This window comes from Neorhizobium sp. 05N33, assembly GCF_056397445.1.
Genome location: NZ_JBFTNK010000019.1, coordinates 56637 through 73711, shown reverse-complemented (window position 1 = coordinate 73711; position 17075 = coordinate 56637). Strand labels below are relative to the sequence as shown.

17 protein-coding genes are annotated in these 17075 nt (G+C 62.3%); 4 read left to right on the top strand and 13 right to left on the bottom strand.

The annotated features are described in order from the left end of the window. Nucleotides 1-353: 353 nt before the first annotated feature. Complete coding sequence (locus tag AC1DLT_RS28155) at nt 354-746, top strand: hypothetical protein (RefSeq protein WP_477488919.1); 393 nt, start codon at nt 354-356, stop codon at nt 744-746. A 46-nt stretch (nt 747-792) separates the two neighbouring features. Here AC1DLT_RS28155 and AC1DLT_RS28150 read toward each other — a convergent pair whose 3' ends face one another. After that, the gene (locus AC1DLT_RS28150; protein ID WP_477488918.1) at nt 793-2076 is read right to left on the bottom strand and encodes a cystathionine gamma-synthase family protein; all 1284 of its coding nucleotides are present in this window, start codon (nt 2074-2076) and stop codon (nt 793-795) included. 204 nt (nt 2077-2280) lie between these two features. On the opposite strand from AC1DLT_RS28150, the gene AC1DLT_RS28145 reads away from it, so the two are divergent. After that, a complete protein-coding gene (locus AC1DLT_RS28145) occupies nt 2281-3702 on the top strand; it encodes a mannitol dehydrogenase family protein (RefSeq protein WP_477488917.1) in 1422 nt (473 codons plus the stop codon). Here AC1DLT_RS28145 and AC1DLT_RS28140 read toward each other — a convergent pair. From AC1DLT_RS28140 to AC1DLT_RS28100, 9 genes are all read right to left on the bottom strand, one after another. After that, complete coding sequence (locus AC1DLT_RS28140) at nt 3699-4976, bottom strand: L-fuconate dehydratase (protein ID WP_477488916.1); 1278 nt, start codon at nt 4974-4976, stop codon at nt 3699-3701. The two genes, AC1DLT_RS28145 and AC1DLT_RS28140, sit on opposite strands and share 4 nt — an antisense overlap. A gap of 17 nt (nt 4977-4993) precedes the next feature. Beyond that, nucleotides 4994-5728, bottom strand: a complete 735-nt coding sequence (locus AC1DLT_RS28135) for an SDR family oxidoreductase (RefSeq protein WP_477488915.1) — start codon at nt 5726-5728, stop codon at nt 4994-4996. Between the two features lie 50 nt (nt 5729-5778). Continuing rightward, nucleotides 5779-6108 carry an L-rhamnose mutarotase gene (locus AC1DLT_RS28130; RefSeq protein ID WP_477488923.1) on the bottom strand — a complete coding sequence of 110 codons (330 nt, stop codon included), beginning with the start codon at nt 6106-6108 and terminating at the stop codon, nt 5779-5781. A gap of 11 nt (nt 6109-6119) precedes the next feature. Continuing rightward, nucleotides 6120-7127 (bottom strand): zinc-binding alcohol dehydrogenase family protein, encoded by a 1008-nt coding sequence (locus AC1DLT_RS28125; RefSeq protein ID WP_477488914.1) that lies wholly within the window; start codon nt 7125-7127, stop codon nt 6120-6122. A 3-nt stretch (nt 7128-7130) separates the two neighbouring features. Beyond that, complete coding sequence (locus tag AC1DLT_RS28120) at nt 7131-7949, bottom strand: amidohydrolase family protein (protein WP_477488913.1); 819 nt, start codon at nt 7947-7949, stop codon at nt 7131-7133. A gap of 3 nt (nt 7950-7952) precedes the next feature. After that, a complete protein-coding gene (locus AC1DLT_RS28115; RefSeq protein ID WP_477488912.1) occupies nt 7953-8966 on the bottom strand; it encodes an aldo/keto reductase in 1014 nt (337 codons plus the stop codon). A 75-nt stretch (nt 8967-9041) separates the two neighbouring features. Beyond that, nucleotides 9042-9983, bottom strand: coding sequence for an ABC transporter substrate-binding protein (locus tag AC1DLT_RS28110; RefSeq protein WP_040124508.1), 942 nt, complete (start codon nt 9981-9983; stop codon nt 9042-9044). 99 nt (nt 9984-10082) lie between these two features. After that, nucleotides 10083-11111: an ABC transporter permease gene (locus AC1DLT_RS28105; protein WP_040124509.1), complete on the bottom strand. Its 1029-nt coding sequence runs from the start codon at nt 11109-11111 to the stop codon at nt 10083-10085. A gap of 9 nt (nt 11112-11120) precedes the next feature. Continuing rightward, nucleotides 11121-12671, bottom strand: a complete 1551-nt coding sequence (locus AC1DLT_RS28100) for a sugar ABC transporter ATP-binding protein (protein ID WP_477488922.1) — start codon at nt 12669-12671, stop codon at nt 11121-11123. A 296-nt stretch (nt 12672-12967) separates the two neighbouring features. Between AC1DLT_RS28100 and AC1DLT_RS28095 the strand changes: the two genes are divergently transcribed. Together AC1DLT_RS28095 and AC1DLT_RS28090 are read left to right on the top strand one after the other, a co-directional pair. Then, on the top strand, nt 12968-13669 hold the full coding sequence (locus AC1DLT_RS28095) for a FadR/GntR family transcriptional regulator (protein WP_041366313.1): 702 nt from the start codon (nt 12968-12970) through the stop codon (nt 13667-13669). 33 nt (nt 13670-13702) lie between these two features. After that, nucleotides 13703-15235, top strand: a complete 1533-nt coding sequence (locus AC1DLT_RS28090) for a UxaA family hydrolase (protein ID WP_477488911.1) — start codon at nt 13703-13705, stop codon at nt 15233-15235. Between the two features lie 287 nt (nt 15236-15522). Here AC1DLT_RS28090 and AC1DLT_RS28085 read toward each other — a convergent pair whose 3' ends face one another. The 3 genes from AC1DLT_RS28085 to AC1DLT_RS28075 all read right to left on the bottom strand — a co-directional run bounded on the left by AC1DLT_RS28085 (nt 15523) and on the right by AC1DLT_RS28075 (nt 16869). Next, complete coding sequence (locus tag AC1DLT_RS28085) at nt 15523-15702, bottom strand: helix-turn-helix domain-containing protein (protein ID WP_477488910.1); 180 nt, start codon at nt 15700-15702, stop codon at nt 15523-15525. Continuing rightward, nucleotides 15699-16322, bottom strand: a complete 624-nt coding sequence (locus tag AC1DLT_RS28080) for a LysE family translocator (protein WP_477488909.1) — start codon at nt 16320-16322, stop codon at nt 15699-15701. The genes AC1DLT_RS28085 and AC1DLT_RS28080 overlap by 4 nt, the downstream gene beginning before the upstream one ends. A gap of 238 nt (nt 16323-16560) precedes the next feature. Beyond that, nucleotides 16561-16869, bottom strand: a complete 309-nt coding sequence (locus tag AC1DLT_RS28075) for a hypothetical protein (RefSeq protein ID WP_477488908.1) — start codon at nt 16867-16869, stop codon at nt 16561-16563. Nucleotides 16870-17075 lie beyond the last annotated feature (206 nt).

The window sequence follows — 17075 nt, the reverse complement described above, 5'->3', positions numbered from 1 at the left end:
CGGTTGAGCCGTGCAAGTGGCAGGCCTGTCCCGAAAGGATGGGCGCGAATAAAGCCACGCAGCGAGGCGAGATGATCACCTGTAGGGGCCGGAAGCCCCGACAAGACGCCGAAGGCCACGCGAATGCGGAGCCACCATTCAAAAAATCAATCGAGGTTCCGCATTCGTGTGGGCTCTCCGACAGGACGCAAGGGCATGCCGGTTCGCCGGAACGGGAAGATCGGAACCGAACACGGGACCCGGAAACGGTCGCGTGGACGAAAACACGCGTCTTTGGAGCGGTTGCAGCAAAGGGCGCGACGGCCCGATGTCCGGGACCGCGTCGCAAGAGAAGGATCAGGGAGAAGGGAACGATGGCCAGAAGCGAAGAAGAGTGCCGCCGCCTCATGGAGGAAGAGGACAGGCAGCCCTATCTGCCCGGGCTGACCTGGGGCGAGTTCAGCGCGTTGCCGCCACGCCGGAAATCCCACGAGCTCCAGAAGTTCACCCAGTATTTCACGACCTATCTCGGCTTCTGGAAGACCTGCGACCTTTCTTCCTGCCGCCGGGCCAAGGCCTGCAGAGGGTTTCTCACAGAAGCGCAATATCGCGCCAACCCGGGTTACCAAGACAGCTTCCCGCCCTGTGTCGGCCCTGGCGGTGCGCGTCAGCAGGAGGTGCTGGCGGGTATGAGGCGGCTCGGCGGCGCGGACGACGACGAGCCGAAATACGACGGCCGCCGGAAAACCGGAGAGGAGGACGAATGACGGCCCCGATGCCGGCCGGTTCCCGGCGGCGCGATCGTCGGCCCGCTCACGCCTTGTCGAGCGCGATCGTCAGGTCGGCGATCAGGTCGTCCGGGTGCTCGATGCCGATCGACAGGCGGATGGTCGAATCGAGCACGCCGATCCTCTGGCGCACCTCGGCCGGCACGCCGGAGTGGGTCATGGTCGCCGGGTGGCTGGCAAGCGATTCCGTGCCCCCGAGGCTCACCGCCAGCTTGAAGATCTGCAGCGCGTTCAAAAACCGGAACGAAGCGGGCTGGCCGCCCCTGATGTCGAAGGAAAAGGTCGAGCCTCCGCCCGTGCACTGCGCCGCAAACACCTGTCCCACCGGCGAGGACGGGTCGTGATAGGGCAGGTAGTGGATCTTTTCGACATTTGGGTGCCCGCGCAGGAAATCGGCGACGGTGAGCGCGTTGGTATTGGCCTTTTCCATGCGGATCGACAGCGTTTCGAGGCTGCGGCCGAGCATCCAGCAGGAATGCGGATCGAGCTGCGTGCCGATCGCCCCGCGCAGCGCCTTCACCTGTTTCATCACCGCCTTGGAGCCGAGGGCGGCGCCGGCGATCAGGTCCGAATGGCCGCCGACATATTTGGTCAGCGAATAGAGCGAGATATCCGCCCCATGCTCGATCGGCCGCTGGAAGACCGGGCCGAGCAGCGTGTTGTCGCAGGCGATCACCGGCCGATGCCCCTGTTTTTCGCCGATCGCATCCGCCACCCGCCGCATCATCGCCACGTCCACCAGGCTGTTGGTCGGGTTCGCCGGCGTCTCGATCAGGATCACCGAAACCCGCCCCTTGCCCATCGCCTCCTCGGCCGCAGCCGTCACCAGCGCCTCGTCGACCCCATCCGCGAAGCCGACTGCTGCCACGCCCATGTTGAGGAAGGTTTTCGAAAGCAGGGTTTCGGTGCCGCCATAGAGCGGCTGCGAATGCAGCACGCTGTCGCCGGGGCGCACGAACGCCATCAGGGTCGTCGCGATCGCCGACATGCCGGAGGAAAACAGCACGCAGCTTTCCGCCTGCTCGTAGACCGCCAGCCGGTCCTCGACGATCTCGCTATTGGGATGGTTGAAGCGCGAATAGACCAGCCCCGCCCCCGTCCCCGCCGGCGGCTCCTTGCGGCCGGAGACGAAGTCGAAGAAGTCGCGGCCTTCTTCGGCGGACTTGAACACGAAGGTGGAGGTGAGGAACACCGGCGGCTTTACGGCGCCTTCGGAAAGCTCCGGATCGTAGCCGTAGTTCAGCATCTGCGTTTCGGGATGGAGCTTGTGATTTCCGATATGCGTCTTGGAGGGATGCGGGGCGGTCATGTTCGGTCTCCTGGCGTAAAAAAAAGCGGATGCCATGACCGGAGATAATATCGGAAAAACCGCCGCCAAGGGGCGTTATCTGCGAAAGCCGGATGGTCGGTGCGGCATAGGGCGATGTGGCCGCGAACGTCCCAAGTCTGCCGTTGACCCGTGCGCTTCGGCAAGGCTATCACTTCTCCGTCAATCAAGGGAGGATGTCCGCTCATGCCGGGCATCATGATCAGAATGCCACGCCTTTCCGCCTCCACCGAACTTCCCGCAGATGTCGCAGCACCCGGTTACGACAGAGCCCTTCTGAAGCCCGGTATCCTGCATATCGGCCTCGGCGCGTTCCACCGCGCCCATCAGGCGGTCTATACCGATGCGGCACTCGCCGCGGAGTTCGGCGGCTGGGGCATTGTCGGCGTCAGCTTACGCTCGCTCGATATCGTCCGTGATCTCGCGGCACAGGACGGGTTATATTCGGTCGTCGCCAGCAGCGCTGCCGGAGACAGGGCCCAGGTCGTCGGCTCGGTGATCAGGGGCCTTTCCGGCACCGAGGACCAGCCGGAAATCCTCGACCTGCTGGCCGATCCGGCGATCCGGATCGTCACCATCACCGTCACCGAAAAGGCCTATGGCATCGATCCGGTCTCGGGGGGTCTTGATCGCAACCATCCGTCGGTCAAGGCCGATCTTGCCGATCCGACATCGCCGACCGGCGTGATTGGTTACCTGGTCGAAGGTTTTTCGCGCCGCCATGCCGCCGGTTTGCCGCCCTTTACGGTTCTTTGCTGCGACAACCTGCCGACCAATGGTCGCATCGTCCGCAAACTGGTGATCGAGATGGCGGGTGCCCGCGATCCGGCGCTCGCCAACTGGATCGCCAGCCATGGCGCGTTTCCGTCCAGCATGGTCGACCGCATCGTGCCGGCCTCGACCGACGTGACCCGTGCCCTTTCAGAAAAGCTGATCGGCGCCGAAGACAGGCTGGCGCTCAGCACCGAGCCCTTCATGCAATGGGTGGTCGAAGACCATTTTCTTGCCGGCCGGCCGAAATGGGAAGCCGGCGGCGCGCTTTTCGTCGACGACGTCGAGCCCTATGAGAAGATGAAGCTGCGGCTGCTCAACGGCTCCCATTCGCTGGTCGCCTATCTCGGCCAGCTGAAGGACCTCACCTTCGTCCGCGACGTCATGGCCGTGCCGGAATACCGGGCACTGGTGCGCCGCCACATGGCGGAGGCGGTGAAGACGCTCGATCCGGTGCCGGGCATCGATCTCGACGGCTATATGGACCAACTGATCGAGCGCTTCGAGAACCCGACGATCGCCCACAAGACGCAGCAGATCGCCATGGACGGCACCCAGAAACTGCCGCAGCGCATTTTTGCAGGTGCAGTGGAAGCCTTGGCGAATGGGGGAGATGCGTCGTCTGCGGCCTACGTTGTGGCGCTCTGGATCGCCTATGTTCACAAGACCGCGGAGATCAACGATCCGCGCGCGGCCGAGCTGAAGGCTGCCGCCGCGGGGATGACGGCGGACGATCCGTCGGCACCCTTCTTCGCAATTGCCGGCCTGTTCCCCCAGGCCCTCACGGAGAATAGCGCGTGGCGCGCGCGGGTGAATGCGGAGCTTGAGAAACTCTAGCCTCGAAACGTGTAGTCGGCGATCGATTGCGGTTTCATCTCGATCGAGAAACCGGGTCGAGCCGGCGGCATATAGGCCGCGTTCTCGATGATGCAGGGCTCGACGAAATGCTCGTGCAGATGGTCGACATATTCGATCACCCGGCCTTCCTTGGTGCCCGATACGGCGATGTAGTCGATCATCGACAGATGCTGCACATATTCGCAGAGGCCGACGCCGCCGGCATGCGGCCAGACAGGAAGGCCGTATTTCGCGGCGACCAGCAGCACCGCCAGCACCTCGTTCAGGCCGCCCATGCGGCATGAATCGATCTGAACGATGTCGATCGCGCCTTCGGCGATGAATTGCTTGAACATGATGCGGTTCTGGCACATTTCGCCGGTCGCGACCTTTACGGGACCGATCGCCTCGCGGATCTTTCGGTGCCCGGCAATGTCGTCCGGGCTGGTCGGCTCCTCGATGAAGAAGGGCTTTGCAAAGGCAAGTTTGTTGACCCAGTCGATCGCCTGATCGACTTCCCATACTTGGTTGGCATCGATCATCAGGTAGCGGTCGGGACCGATCACCTCGCGGGCGATGGTCAGGCGCCTGATATCGTCTTGGAGATCGCGTCCGACCTTCATCTTCACATGGTTGAAGCCGGCATCGACGGCTTCCTTGCACAGCCGGCGCAACTTCTCTTCCGGATAACCGAGCCAGCCGGCCGACGTTGTATAGCAGGCATAACCCTCGCGCTTCAGCACCTCGATGCGCTCAGCCTTGCCCACTTCCGCCCGTCTCAGGATCGCCAGCGCATCCTCGCGCGACAGCACGTCGGTCAGGTAACGGTAGTCGACAATATCGGCGATCTCTTCGGCCGACATCTCCGCAACCAGCTGCCAGACCGGCTTGCCCTTCTGCTTGGCGAGAAGATCCCAGAAGGCGTTGACGACCGCGCCGGTGGCGAGGTGGATGGCGCCTTTGTCAGGCCCGATCCAGCGCAGCTGGCTGTCGCTGGTCAGGTGCCGCCAGAACTTTCCGGGCGCCTTGGCGAAGGTTTCGAGTTCCTGTCCGACCACCAGATGCCGCATCGCCTTGATCGCCATGCAGCAGATGTCGTTGCCCCGCCCGATGGTGAAGGTCAGGCCGTGGCCGGCAAGATCTCCGCTATCGGTATCCAGGATGACATAGGCCGCCGAATAATCCGGGTCCGGGTTCATCGCGTCGGAGCCATCGAGGCTCTGCGATGTGGGGAAACGAAGATCGAAGACGCGGAGATCGGTGATGCGGGTCATGGTTCTCTCGTATTGCCTCAGATGGTCCAGCCGCCGTCGATGGCGTAAGCCTGGCCTGACGTATAGGTGGCGCCGGCGAGGTAGAGGGCGAGCTCGGCGATTTCTTCCGGAGTGCCGAGCCGGCCCATCGGCTGGCGGGCGATGAAGGCGGCGCGGGCCTCGTCGTAATTGCCCTGGGCCCGCATGCGGTCCTGCAGCGAAGGGCTTTCGACCGTGCCGGGGCAGATGGCGTTGCAGCGGATACCGTCGGTCACATAATCGGCGGCGACGGACTTTGTGAGCCCGATCACGGCCGCCTTGGTGACGCCATAGGCGAAGCGGTTCGGCACGCCCTTGATGCTGGAAGCGACGGACGACATGTTGATGATCGCGCCGTCCTTCTGTGCAAGCATGCCGGGCAGCACCGCCCGGATGGTGCGGATCATCGCCCTGACGTTGAGGTCGAGAGCGAAATCGAAGTCGCTGTCCTTCATCTCGAGGATCGAGCCCCCATGGACGAAGCCGGCGCAGTTGAAGAGGATGTCGACCGTGCCGATGCGCTCGACACAGGCGACGATCGCCGGGTTATCAAGCACGTCGAGCCTTGCCGTCTTCAGATTGTCGAGTTTCGGGAGCGCAGCCAGCAAGCTCTCGTTGATATCGGTTGCATGGACCGTCGCGCCGGCTTCTGCAAAGGCGAGCGCCGCCGCCCGGCCGATGCCCTGGCCTGCGGCAGTCACGAATGCGGTTTTTCCATCAAGTCTGATCGTCATGTCTTATCCTCGAATTATCCGGCCGGCCGTCAGTCTGATTGAGGAAATCCTCAATCCAGATGAAAGACCTCTTCCATCATCGCCCACCACTCACCTTGCTTGCGGCTATCGAGCGGCTTTTGGCAAGGGATGGTCAGCGACCACCATTCCTGATTCTTAGGGTCGGCGGCTATTTTCGCCATGTCGGCTTCGAAATCGCTGCCATGATATTCCCAGGTTCCGAACAGCAGGTTTTCCGGCTCGCGCAGGAAGATCGTGTAGTTCCTGATGTTGGAACGGCTGATGAGGGCGAGCACTTCCGGCCAGACGGCCGCGTGCAGGCGCTTGTATTCCGCGATCATCTGCGGCTCGATGCCGATCACCATGCCCATTCGCTGCATCATCGCCTCCTTCAGACTTCCACCAGCGCCTTGACGACGCCGGCCGCCGGATCCGTCAGTCCTGCAAAACGTTCCGGTACTTCCGACAGCATCATTCTATGAGTGATCAGGGCTGCGGGGATCTTGTCCTCGCGCATGACCTGCATCACCCGCTCGAAATCCACGGCCGTCGCATTGCGGCTGCCAAGCAGCGTCGTCTCGCGCTTGTGGAACTCCGGATCGGAGAAAGTAATGTCGCTCGAAACGATCGAGACAAGCACGTAGGTGCCGCCATGGGCGACGAAACCGAAGCCGCGTTCGATGGCTTTCGGATTGCCCGTCGCATCGAAGACGGCGTCGAAGAAGTCGCCACCGGTCAGCGCCGAAAGCTGCGCGTGGTCGTCCGGACCGAGTTGAACCGTGGATGTGAGCCCAAGCTGGTCGCGGGCGAAATCCAGCCTGTCCGCACGGCCGTCGAGAAGCGTCACCGTTCCGCCCTCGAGTGTCGCGAAGATTGCGACCGCCAGTCCGATCGGACCGGCGCCGGTGACCAAAACGCTCTGTCCCGGCTCGATCCTGGCGCGGGCGACCGCATGGGCGCCGATCGCCAGGAACTCCACCATCGCCGCCTGATCGAGCGAGAGCCCCTTGGCCTTCAACACGAATTCTTCCGGCAGGCTCAGATATTCGGTCATGCCGCCGTCGCGATGGACCCCGAGCACGCCGAGGTTGCGGCAGCAATTGGTCCGGCCCTTGAGGCAGGCATGGCAGTGGCCGCAGGAGATGTAGGGCATGATCGAGACGGCATCGCCGGCCTCGAGCAGGCTACCGGTCGGCGCTTCTTCGACCGTGCCGGCGAGTTCATGGCCCATGACGCGCGGATAGGAGAGATAGGGCTGGTTGCCGGTGAAGATATGCAGGTCGGTACCGCAGACGCCGATGCGTCGCAGCATCACCAGCACCTCGCCTTCACCGCGAAGAGGCTTGGGACGGTCGATGGCGCTGAGTTTTCCCGGTGCATCGCAGATGATCGTCAACATAATTTACGCTCCGAGCCGATAGAAACGCTGGGCACTGCCGCCGAAGACCTCGCCATGAGCGTCGGCGGGCACGATATCGAGGCATTGATCCAGCCAGGCTTGGTAATCTCCGGCAAGCCTCAGCACCGGCCAATCGCTGCCCCAGATGACCCGCTCGGGGCCGAACAGGTCGAATATGGTTTCGGCATAAGGCCGCACCGCCTGGGGTTTCTGGTCGCCCGCCTCGGTCAGCAGGCCGGATAGCTTGCAATGAACGTTCGGCAGTTCGGCGAGCACTTTCATGCGCGCATACCAGTCGATGAAACGGCCCTCCGAGATCGGCGGTTTGGCACCGTGGTCGATCACGATCGGCAGATCGGGGTGTCGCCGGGCGAAACCAAGCAGCGGTTCGAGATGGCGCGGCAGCACAAGTGCATCGAAGACCAGATGGTGTTCGACCATCGCTGCCACGGCTGCACCGAGCGCAGGATCGCCGATCCAGTGGTCGTCGGCGATATCCTGCAGCATCGGCCGCAGCCCTTTGAGCTTCGGATGCCGGGCCAGCCGGGCAATGGCGGCCGGTGCGTCGGGCGCCTTCATATCGGTCCATCCGACCACGCCGAGGATGAAGGACGTTCTGTCGGCGAGATCGAGCAGGAACGCCGTGTCTGCCTTGCTCTCCATGGTCTGCACCAGCACCGTGCCAACGACGCCGGCCGCATCGAGAAGCGGGCGCATATCGTCGGGCATGAAATCCCGATGGATCGCCTGCAGTTCGGGCGGCGGCCATTGGCCCACCCGGTCGGCAATCCGCCAGAAATGCTGATGCGCGTCGATCCGCATGGTTCAGCCCCCCTGACTGGGCAGCGGTGCGCCATCGGCGATCAGCCCGCGGGCTTTCAGGCGTGACCAGAAGGAGGCGGGGATCTCTTCTCCGAACCAGTCGACATTCGACTTGATCTGTTCGGCGGTGCGTGCGCCGGAGACGACCGTCACCACGGCTGGATGGGCGAGGGGGAATTGCAATGCCGCCGCCTGCAGGCTGACGCCCTCTTCCTCGCAGGCCGCGCGCAACACGTCGACGCGGGCGAGAATATCGGCAGGAGCGTCAGTATAATTGAATTTGCGGTTGCCGGCGAGCAGGCCGGAATTGAACGGTCCGGCCACCACGATGCCGACGCCCTGGCTGGCGCAGTCGTCCATGAACGAGAGGCTCTGCTGTTCGAGCAGCGTATAACGGCCGGCGAGCATGGCGACGTCGATATCGAAGACCTGCATCGCGTCGCGGATGATCTCCCATTCGTTGACGCCGAGACCGACCGCCTTGGTAAGCCCTTCCTCACGCAGCTTCTTCAGCGCGCGAAATCCGCCGCCGGCGGTGAGCTGGTACCAGTAGTGCTGATGCCGGTCGCCATGGGTCATGCTGCCGATATCGTGGATGTAGAGGATATCGGGCTTGAGGATGCCGAGCCGCTGCTGGCTTGCCTCGAAGGACCACATGATGCCGTCGTAGCTGTAGTCGAAGACCGGCCGGAAAGGTAGCGGCTCGACATATCCGTCTTCCTGCGAGCCGACCGTCTCGTCCGGCTGCATGAGCCGGCCGACCTTGGTGCTGAGCACGAAGTCGCCGCGGGGCAGGTCCGTCAGCATGGTGCCGAGCCGCCGTTCGGAGCGCGTGTATCCGTAGAAGGGCGCCGTATCGTAATAGCGGATACCCGCCTCCCAGGCAGCTCTAAAGGTGCCGGCCGCTTCTTCGTAAGAGGTCTTGTGGTAGAGACTGCCCATCTGCGCGCAGCCGAGCCCCATTTGGGTTAATTCGACGGAGGCGTGGGGCAGTTTGCGGCGCTCAGTGACATTCATGAGATCGTCCGAAGTCCTTTGGGAATAGGATCACGGACGCGCATCATTCGCGATGCGCGCCCGCTGGGGGTAAGGTTAGTAGAGAACGTTCTTGGCTTCCGGCTTGTCGATATTGTCCTTGGTGACGACGACGACACCGGTATCGACGAACTTTTCGACCTTCTCCTTGTTGATCGACTGCAGCACGGTCTTGACGCCGAGTTCACCCATCTGGAACGAACCCTGCACCGCGATGGCGGTGAGCGTGCCGTCCTTGACGAACTCCTGCAGGTCCTGGTTTCCGTCAAATCCGATCGCGACCACCTTGCCGGCCTTGCCAGACTGTTTCAGCGCGCGGCCCATGCCGATCGCCGTCGGCTCGTTGGCGCCGAATATGCCCTTGAGGTCGGAATTGGCGGCAAGCACGTCGGTGGTCTGGTTGAGTGCGGTCGCCATCTGGGACTGCGAGTAGAACGGCCCGACGATGGTCAGCTTCGAGTTCGCCTTGATGTAGTCGGTAAATCCGCCGACGCGGCCGATTTCCGAACCGGCACCCGCGACGTAGGACATCACGGCGATCTTGCCTTCCTTGCCGACCTTGTCGATCAGTGCCTTGGCGGCAAGCTCGCCGGCCTTCTTGTTATCGGTGGCGAGGAACGACTGGTAATACTGCTCGGATCCCTTGGCGAGCAGCGAGTCGACGATGACAACCGGGATGCGAGCTTCCCAGGCCTTCTTGACGGCCGGAACTAGTGCGTCCGGATCGGACGGCGCCAGCACGATGCCGGAAACCTTGCGGTTGACGGCGTTCTCGACCATGTTGACCTGGTCGGCGATCGCGGATTCCGCAGCCGGTCCCTGGAAAGTCATGGTGTTGCTGCCCCCGCCGGCCTTCATGGCGGCATCGGCGCCCTTCTGGACATTCTGCCAGAAGGTGGAATTGACGGTCTTCACGATAACGGCGATTTCGCCAGCCTGGGCCGAGAACGCGGTCAGTGCGATCACGGATGTCAGCAGTGCGGCAGCAAGCTTTTTCATGTCTTCCTCCTCTTTTCGTTGGCCTGAAACGGCCGGTTTTTTTCAGAGAGCTCCTCACTCCCTTGAAGTCTCGCGGGTAAAGGTCCGCGTGCCCTTATCTCAGCGACGGTTGCGCAACTGGTCGATCCATACGGTGACCAGGATGACGAGGCCGATGATGATCTGCTGCGTGAAGGCGGAGACGCCGTTCATGTTGAGGCCGTTGCGAAGGATGCCGATCACGAAGGCGCCGATTGCGGTTCCCGAAATGGTGCCGACGCCACCGATCAGCGAGGTGCCGCCGATGACGGCGCTGGCGATCGCGTCGAGCTCGTACATCACGCCTTCGTTCGGCTGGGCGGTGACGAGGCGCGACATCAGCACGCAGCCGGTCAGGCCGGCGAGCGTGCCGGACAGGACATAGGTGAAGCTGACGATGCGGGTGACGTTGACGCCGGAAAGCCGTGCCGCATCGGCGTTCGAGCCGACCGCATAGATATGCCGGCCAAGCACCGAGCGGTTGAGCATGTAGGAGACGGCAATCGCGATCGCGATCATCAGGATGACCGGGTAGGGGATGCCGGGAAAAACGATGGTCGGGAAACCGTCGGCGCCGATATTGACGACCCGGAAGAGCGAGCCGTTGCCGAGTTCACCGAAGGATTCGCCGAGCCCCGAGACGGCCCGCGCCCCGGTGATCTGCAGCGCCACGCCGCGGGCGATCATCATCATGCCGAGCGTGGCGATGAACGGCGGCAGCTTCATCTTGGTGACGAGAATGGCGTTGATCAAACCGCAGGCCGAGCCCGTGAGAATGCCGCAGATCATGCCGAGCCAGACAGGCGTTCCCAGATCCTTGACCACCAGCGCCGCGACCACCCCGGAAAGCGCCAGGACCGAGCCGACCGACAGGTCGATACCGCCGGTGATGATGACGCAGGTGGCGCCGATGCCAAGGAAGGCGATCGAGGTCACCTGCAGCGCCACCGTCATGCCGTTGTCGATGGTGAAGAAGGCGCTGCTGGTCGCCGAAAAGACGCCGATCAGTACGAACAGGCTGCCGAGCGCGGCGAATTTCTGGATGATATCCTTCTGGCGGTCGCTGAACGTGCCGCTCTTCTGTTTCGCAACTTCGATAATTTCAGCCATGTTATGCCCTCATCCTGCCGACCGAGCGTAGCCGGAGGCGTATCGCATGATCTCTTCCTGGTCGGTTTTCGCAGTCTCCAGCACGCCGGTGATGCGGCCCTGGTGGAAGACGGCGACGCGGTCGGTCATGCCGAGAATTTCCGGAAGCTCGGAACTGATCAGCACGACGCCGATGCCGTTTGCTGCAAGCTCGTCCATGATCCGGTAGATCGCCAGCTTGGCGCCCACGTCGATGCCGCGGGTCGGTTCGTCGAAGAACAGTATTCTCGACTTCCGGAACAGCCACTTGCCGATGATGATCTTCTGCTGGTTGCCGCCCGAAAGCAGCCGCACCGGCTGCTTGATCGAGGGCGTGCGGATGTTCAGGAGATCGATGTATTCTTTCGTCGTCCGGGCATGTTTGGCAAAGTCGATCAGCCCGAAACGATTCGACACGGCAGCCATATTGGCGAGCGTCATGTTGGCGTCGACCGTCATCTTGACCGCCAGCCCCTGCGCCTTCCGGTCTTCGGACAGATAGGCGATGCCGGCAGCGATCGCGTCGCGCGGCGAGGTGATGGTGAGCGTATGGCCATGCAGGGTGACCGTGCCGGTATCGAGCGGATCGGCGCCGAAGACGGCGCGCGCCACTTCCGTGCGTCCGGCGCCCATCAGGCCGGCAAAGCCGAGGATCTCGCCGCGACGCAGCGTGAAGGAAATGTCGCGGAAGACGCCGGCGCGCGAAAGGCCTTCCGCCGAGAAGATGACCTCGTCGCTCGGAACCGAGGTCCGCTCCGGAAACTTCTCCTCCAGCGACCGGCCGACCATTTTCGAGACGATCGCGTCGATGCTGGTGGCGGCAAAATCGTCGGTCGAGATGTAGCGGCCGTCGCGCAACACCGTGACGCGGTCGACGATCTCGGACATTTCGTCCAGCCTATGCGAGATATAGACGATGCCGACGCCCGATGCTTTCAGGTCGCGGATGACTTTGAACAGCAGCCGCGTCTCCTGCTCGGTCAGCGAGGAGGTCGGTTCGTCCATGATCAGCACTTCGGCGTCCAGAGACAGCGCCTTGGCGATCTCGACCATCTGGCACTGGGCGACGGACAGGCCCCGCACCGGACGATCCGGATTGATGTCGACCCCGAGCCGGTCGAGGCAGCGCTTGGCGTCGGCCCGCAGCTTCTTGCGGTCGACGAGAAAGCTTCCTCCGAGAAAACCACGGCGCGGCTCGCGGGCGAGATAGATGTTTTCCGCGACCGTCAGGTGCGGCACCAGGTTGAGTTCCTGGTGGATGATGGCGATGCCGGCGGCTTCGGATTCCCGCGTCGAGGAGAAATGCCGTTCCTCGCCCTTGTAGGTGATCGTGCCTGAACTCGGCTGGTAGACGCCGCTGACGATCTTCATCAGCGTCGATTTGCCGGCGCCGTTTTCGCCGCAGACCGCATGAACTTCACCGCGGCGGAGGTCGAAATGGACGTTGGCAAGCGCTTTGACGCCCGGGAAGTCCTTGCTGATATTGTCGAGGCGGAGCAGAGGCTGGTTCGTCGAGGCCGACGCGGCACGGCCCGGCAACATGGCGGCGCCATGCATAGTCTGCCCAAGCTCGGCCGGACGATTTTCCAAATTTGCCTCCTCGGGCCGTTCAGGCCCATTCGCCGGCGGCTCCTCCCTCCGGCGTTGATAATGGGTAAACCCGAGCACGGAAGTGGTCAAGCCAATTTTTTTTAGAAAGCGGAAGCAGACTGAAGGCAGTGAGGGGGAAATGTATCTGGAAGCGAAAAAGAATGATAAATCAACGAATGAAATTTGTTTGTTGCTCTCTTCCTGCTGGCTGATATGGTAAGGCCAAATTGTTCAGGACGATGAAATTCATGAACGGACCCATCAAGACGGCAGAACCGCGGCGGCTGTATCAGCAGATTGCCGACCAGATCCGGGTGCTGATCCAGGGCGGCCAGTTTCCGGCCGGCGCACGCCTGCCGGCCGAGCGGGAGCTTGCCCAGCAGCTTGGTGTTTCGCGCCCGTCCCTGCGTGAAGCGCTGATCGCGCTCGAAATCGACGGAAGCGTCGAAATCCGAATGGGGTCGGGCATCTACGTGACGGCCGAGCCGGACCGTCGGCCCTGGCAAAGCGGCTCCATGGGCGAAAGCCCGCTTGAGCTGATGCAGGCAAGGGCCGCCGTCGAAGGCGCGGTCATTCTGCTGACGTCGGCACGGATCACGCCGGAGACATTGCGATCGCTGCGCCAGACGCTCGACCAGATGCGCACCGAGATCGCCGAAGGGCGCAAGGCACTCGACCTTGACCGGCTTTTCCACCTGACCATCGCCAGCCAGTCGGGCAATTCGGTGCTGGCACATATCGTCGGAGACCTGTTCGACGAGCGTCACAGCCCGATGTCGGCCCAGATCCGGGCTCGATTCGAATCGCCGGAAACCTGGGGGCTTGCGCTGAGCGAGCACGAGGCGATCTATGCGGCGCTGGAGGCGCGCAACCCGCTTCTCGCCCAGGCGATGATGCATGCACATCTGGAGGAATCGAAACAGCGCTGGATGAATCACGAGACACGGTGATAATCCTGTGGCTGTTTCGGGAGGAAACAAAAAATGGACTTTGCGGCTTCACCCATCATCATCTTGAACCCGATCGACGATGTCGGCGTCGCGCGGCGGTCGATGCAGGCCGGCGCCCCGACCGGTTTCGGCGATCTTGCGGCCCGCGAGCTGATCGGCCGTGGCCACAAGGTGGCGATCAGGGCGATACCGAACGGCGGCGAGGTGAAAAAATACGGCCAGGTGATCGGCGTCGCAACGCAGGACATCGCCCCCGGCAGCCATGTGCACCTGCATAACCTTGCCATGCTCCCCTCGGAACACGAGCACCAGTTCAGCGTCGATATCGAAGAAAAGGGCATGCTGCCGGAAGCCGAGCGGCGCACCTTCATGGGCTACGACCGGGGCCTCGGCGGCGCCGGCACCCGCAACTATATCGGCGTCATCTCGTCGGTGAACTGTTCCGCCACCGTATCGCGCTACATCGCCGACTATTTCAACCGCCTGGGCGGGTTGGACGGTTTCGACAATATCGATGGCGTCGTGGCGCTCACCCACGGCGGCGGCTGCGCGCTCAACAACAAGTCGGAAGGTTACCGGCTGCTGATCCGCACCATCCAGGGTTATGCCCGGCATCCGAATTTCGGCGGCATCCTGATGATCGGTCTCGGCTGCGAAACCAACCAGATCGCCCCGATCCTCGAACATTACCGGATGGAAGAGGGCGAACGGCTGCGGACGATGAACATCCAGCAGCATGGCGGCACCCGCAAGACCATCGATGCGGCAATTGCGATCATCAAGGAAATGCTGCCCGTCGTGAATTCCGCGACGCGCACGCCGCAGCCTCTGTCCAAACTGAAGCTGGCGCTCGAATGTGGCGGCTCCGACGGCTATTCGGGGATTTCCGCCAATCCGGCTCTGGGGTACGCCTCAGACCTGATCGTTCGCAACGGCGGCACAACGGTGCTGTCGGAAACGCCGGAGATCTACGGGGCCGAACATCTGCTCACCCGCCGCGCCGTGACGCCGGATGTGGCCCAAAAACTTCTGCAGCGGATCGACTGGTGGCGGGACTATACCGCCCGCAACGGCGACGAGCTGAACAACAATCCATCCCACGGCAACAAGCTTGGTGGCCTGACCACTATCCTGGAAAAGTCGCTCGGCGCGGTCGCCAAGGGCGGTTCGATGCCATTGAAGGCGGTTTACGAATTTGCCGAGACGGTCAGGGAGCCGGGTTTTGTGTTCATGGATACGCCCGGCTACGATCCGGTCGCGGTGACCGGCCAGGTGGCAGGCGGCTGCAACGTCATCTGTTTCACCACCGGCCGCGGATCGGTTTCGGGCTTCAAGCCGTCGCCCTGCATCAAGATCGCCACCAATTCCGAAATGTACGAGCACATGAAGGAAGACATGGACTTGAACTGCGGCGGCATCGTCACCGGCGAGGAGACGATCGAACAGGCGGGACTGCGGATTTTCGAGGACGTGATCGCGGTGGCCTCGGGCAAAAAGACGCTGAGCGAGATCTACGACTACGGCGACAACGAATTCGTGCCGTGGCAGGTCGGGGCGGTGACGTGAAAATGCCCCCTCTCCGTCGTCCCCGGGCAGGTTTTGACCGAGACGGACATTTGTTGACGGCGGACATTTAAGGCTCTTCCGGGCGCCGCTTCCAGAACAATAATCCCATGAGCGGATCGACAGATCCAAGGCCGCCGAAAGGCGGTCGCGAAAGCGCCGGCCGTTTTGACGGCATGTTCGATGTGGTCGATGCCGGCGGCGATACCTTCCACGAAATGCCTGCCCGTCTCGGTCAGGCGGACACCGCGCGCATGGTGTTCGAACAGGAGGATGCCGAGGTCTTCTTCCTATGTCCTGATCCGGGCGCTGACGCTGGACTGGCTGACGCCGCGGGCGTTTGCCGCATGGTAGAAGTTCAGATACTCGGCGACCGCCAAGGTCTCGATCAGCGACATCATGGGAATGCGCGCGCCGAAGCGAACTGGCGACTGCCATGTCTCCGAGAACTTGTAGCGCCGCCGCATCACGCCAAGCCCCATCGCACGACAATCAGCACGCCTGATGCTGTCAGGAGACCGCCCGTCGCGCGGTTCAGGATTTTCAGCCGGTTGGAAGTGGTGAGCACGTTCCTCGTCTTGTTGCCGACGGCGACATAGCCGCCGATGACGATTACCTCAATGATACCGACGCCTCCGGCCATCGTGACGATTTTTTCCAGCATGATTGCTTGGCCGACCATCGGCATGAAGCCGGGCAACGCGGCGGTATAGAAGATCGGTGTGATCGGGTTGCTGGCGCTCAGGAGCACACCAGAGAGGAAGAGCCGTGGCATATCGCCTGCTACGGCATATGGCGAAACAGCGGGCTCAGTGCGCCACGTTACGATACCTCGATAGATGAGATAAGCGGCCCCCAGGAACTGAATCAGCCAGATCAGTTCGCCGAGCCTCATGGAGATCGTCGCGAAACCAGCCACGGTGACGAGCAGACACGCGAACGAAGCTGTAACCACGCCCACACCGAAGACAAGGCCGCATGCCGGGCCGAGCCACATGGCTGTTGACATCACCGTCATCTTGCTCGGTCCAGGAGCGGCCGAGAATGCAAAATACGTAGCGCAAAATACGAGGAATGCGGTTGCGCTCATGAGGACATCCTCTCGCCAAGATTCCGTTGCCTGATGAATACAGCTAGGACGTGCCGGCGGCGGAATAGATGGAACGGTATCGAACGGTTCAGGATTAGGACGTCTTCGAAAAGGAAGCCCTCGCTGTCCGCGACATGCAACGGGGAAGCGCCGCGAACGCGAGCAAGCGTATCCCTGTCGACACGGATCATCGATGCCTCCCAAAATGGCGTCGGGTTGATGGTGGAATGGATGCCGGTCACCGCATTGCGGTCAGATTGGCGATAGTCGCCGCATACACATCCGCCGCGCGCACGCGTCCGGCGCGTTCCGGCGGAATGCCGGCATCCCTAAGCTGTGCGTCGGAAAGCTCGGCGAGCGAATTACGCAATCCGAAAAGAGCCGATAGGATCGCGCCGATCCGGGCCGATAACCACCGTGGCGCGCTCTTTTCTCGATCGTCGCTCGCGCCACATGTCAATGCATGCGACGAAGCGTAAACGAGAGGGTCGTTGCTGGCCGCAGTATGCAGCGCCAGATGCTGTTCCGTTTCGAAAAAGCCTGCCATGTCGGAGCTCCCCTATTTGTCGAATGACTTCAACAATAAGAGAGACCGGCGGCAGGCGTCCGGAAACGAACTTGAAATTTTCCTGAATTCCCAAGCTTGCGCAGAGGCGATGAGTATGATCTCGCTCCTCTTGGGGCTTCGTTGGGAAAACGGGCGGTTATATCAATCGATCTGGAAAGGAGCGAGCTTCTGGATAGCTCCGAGCA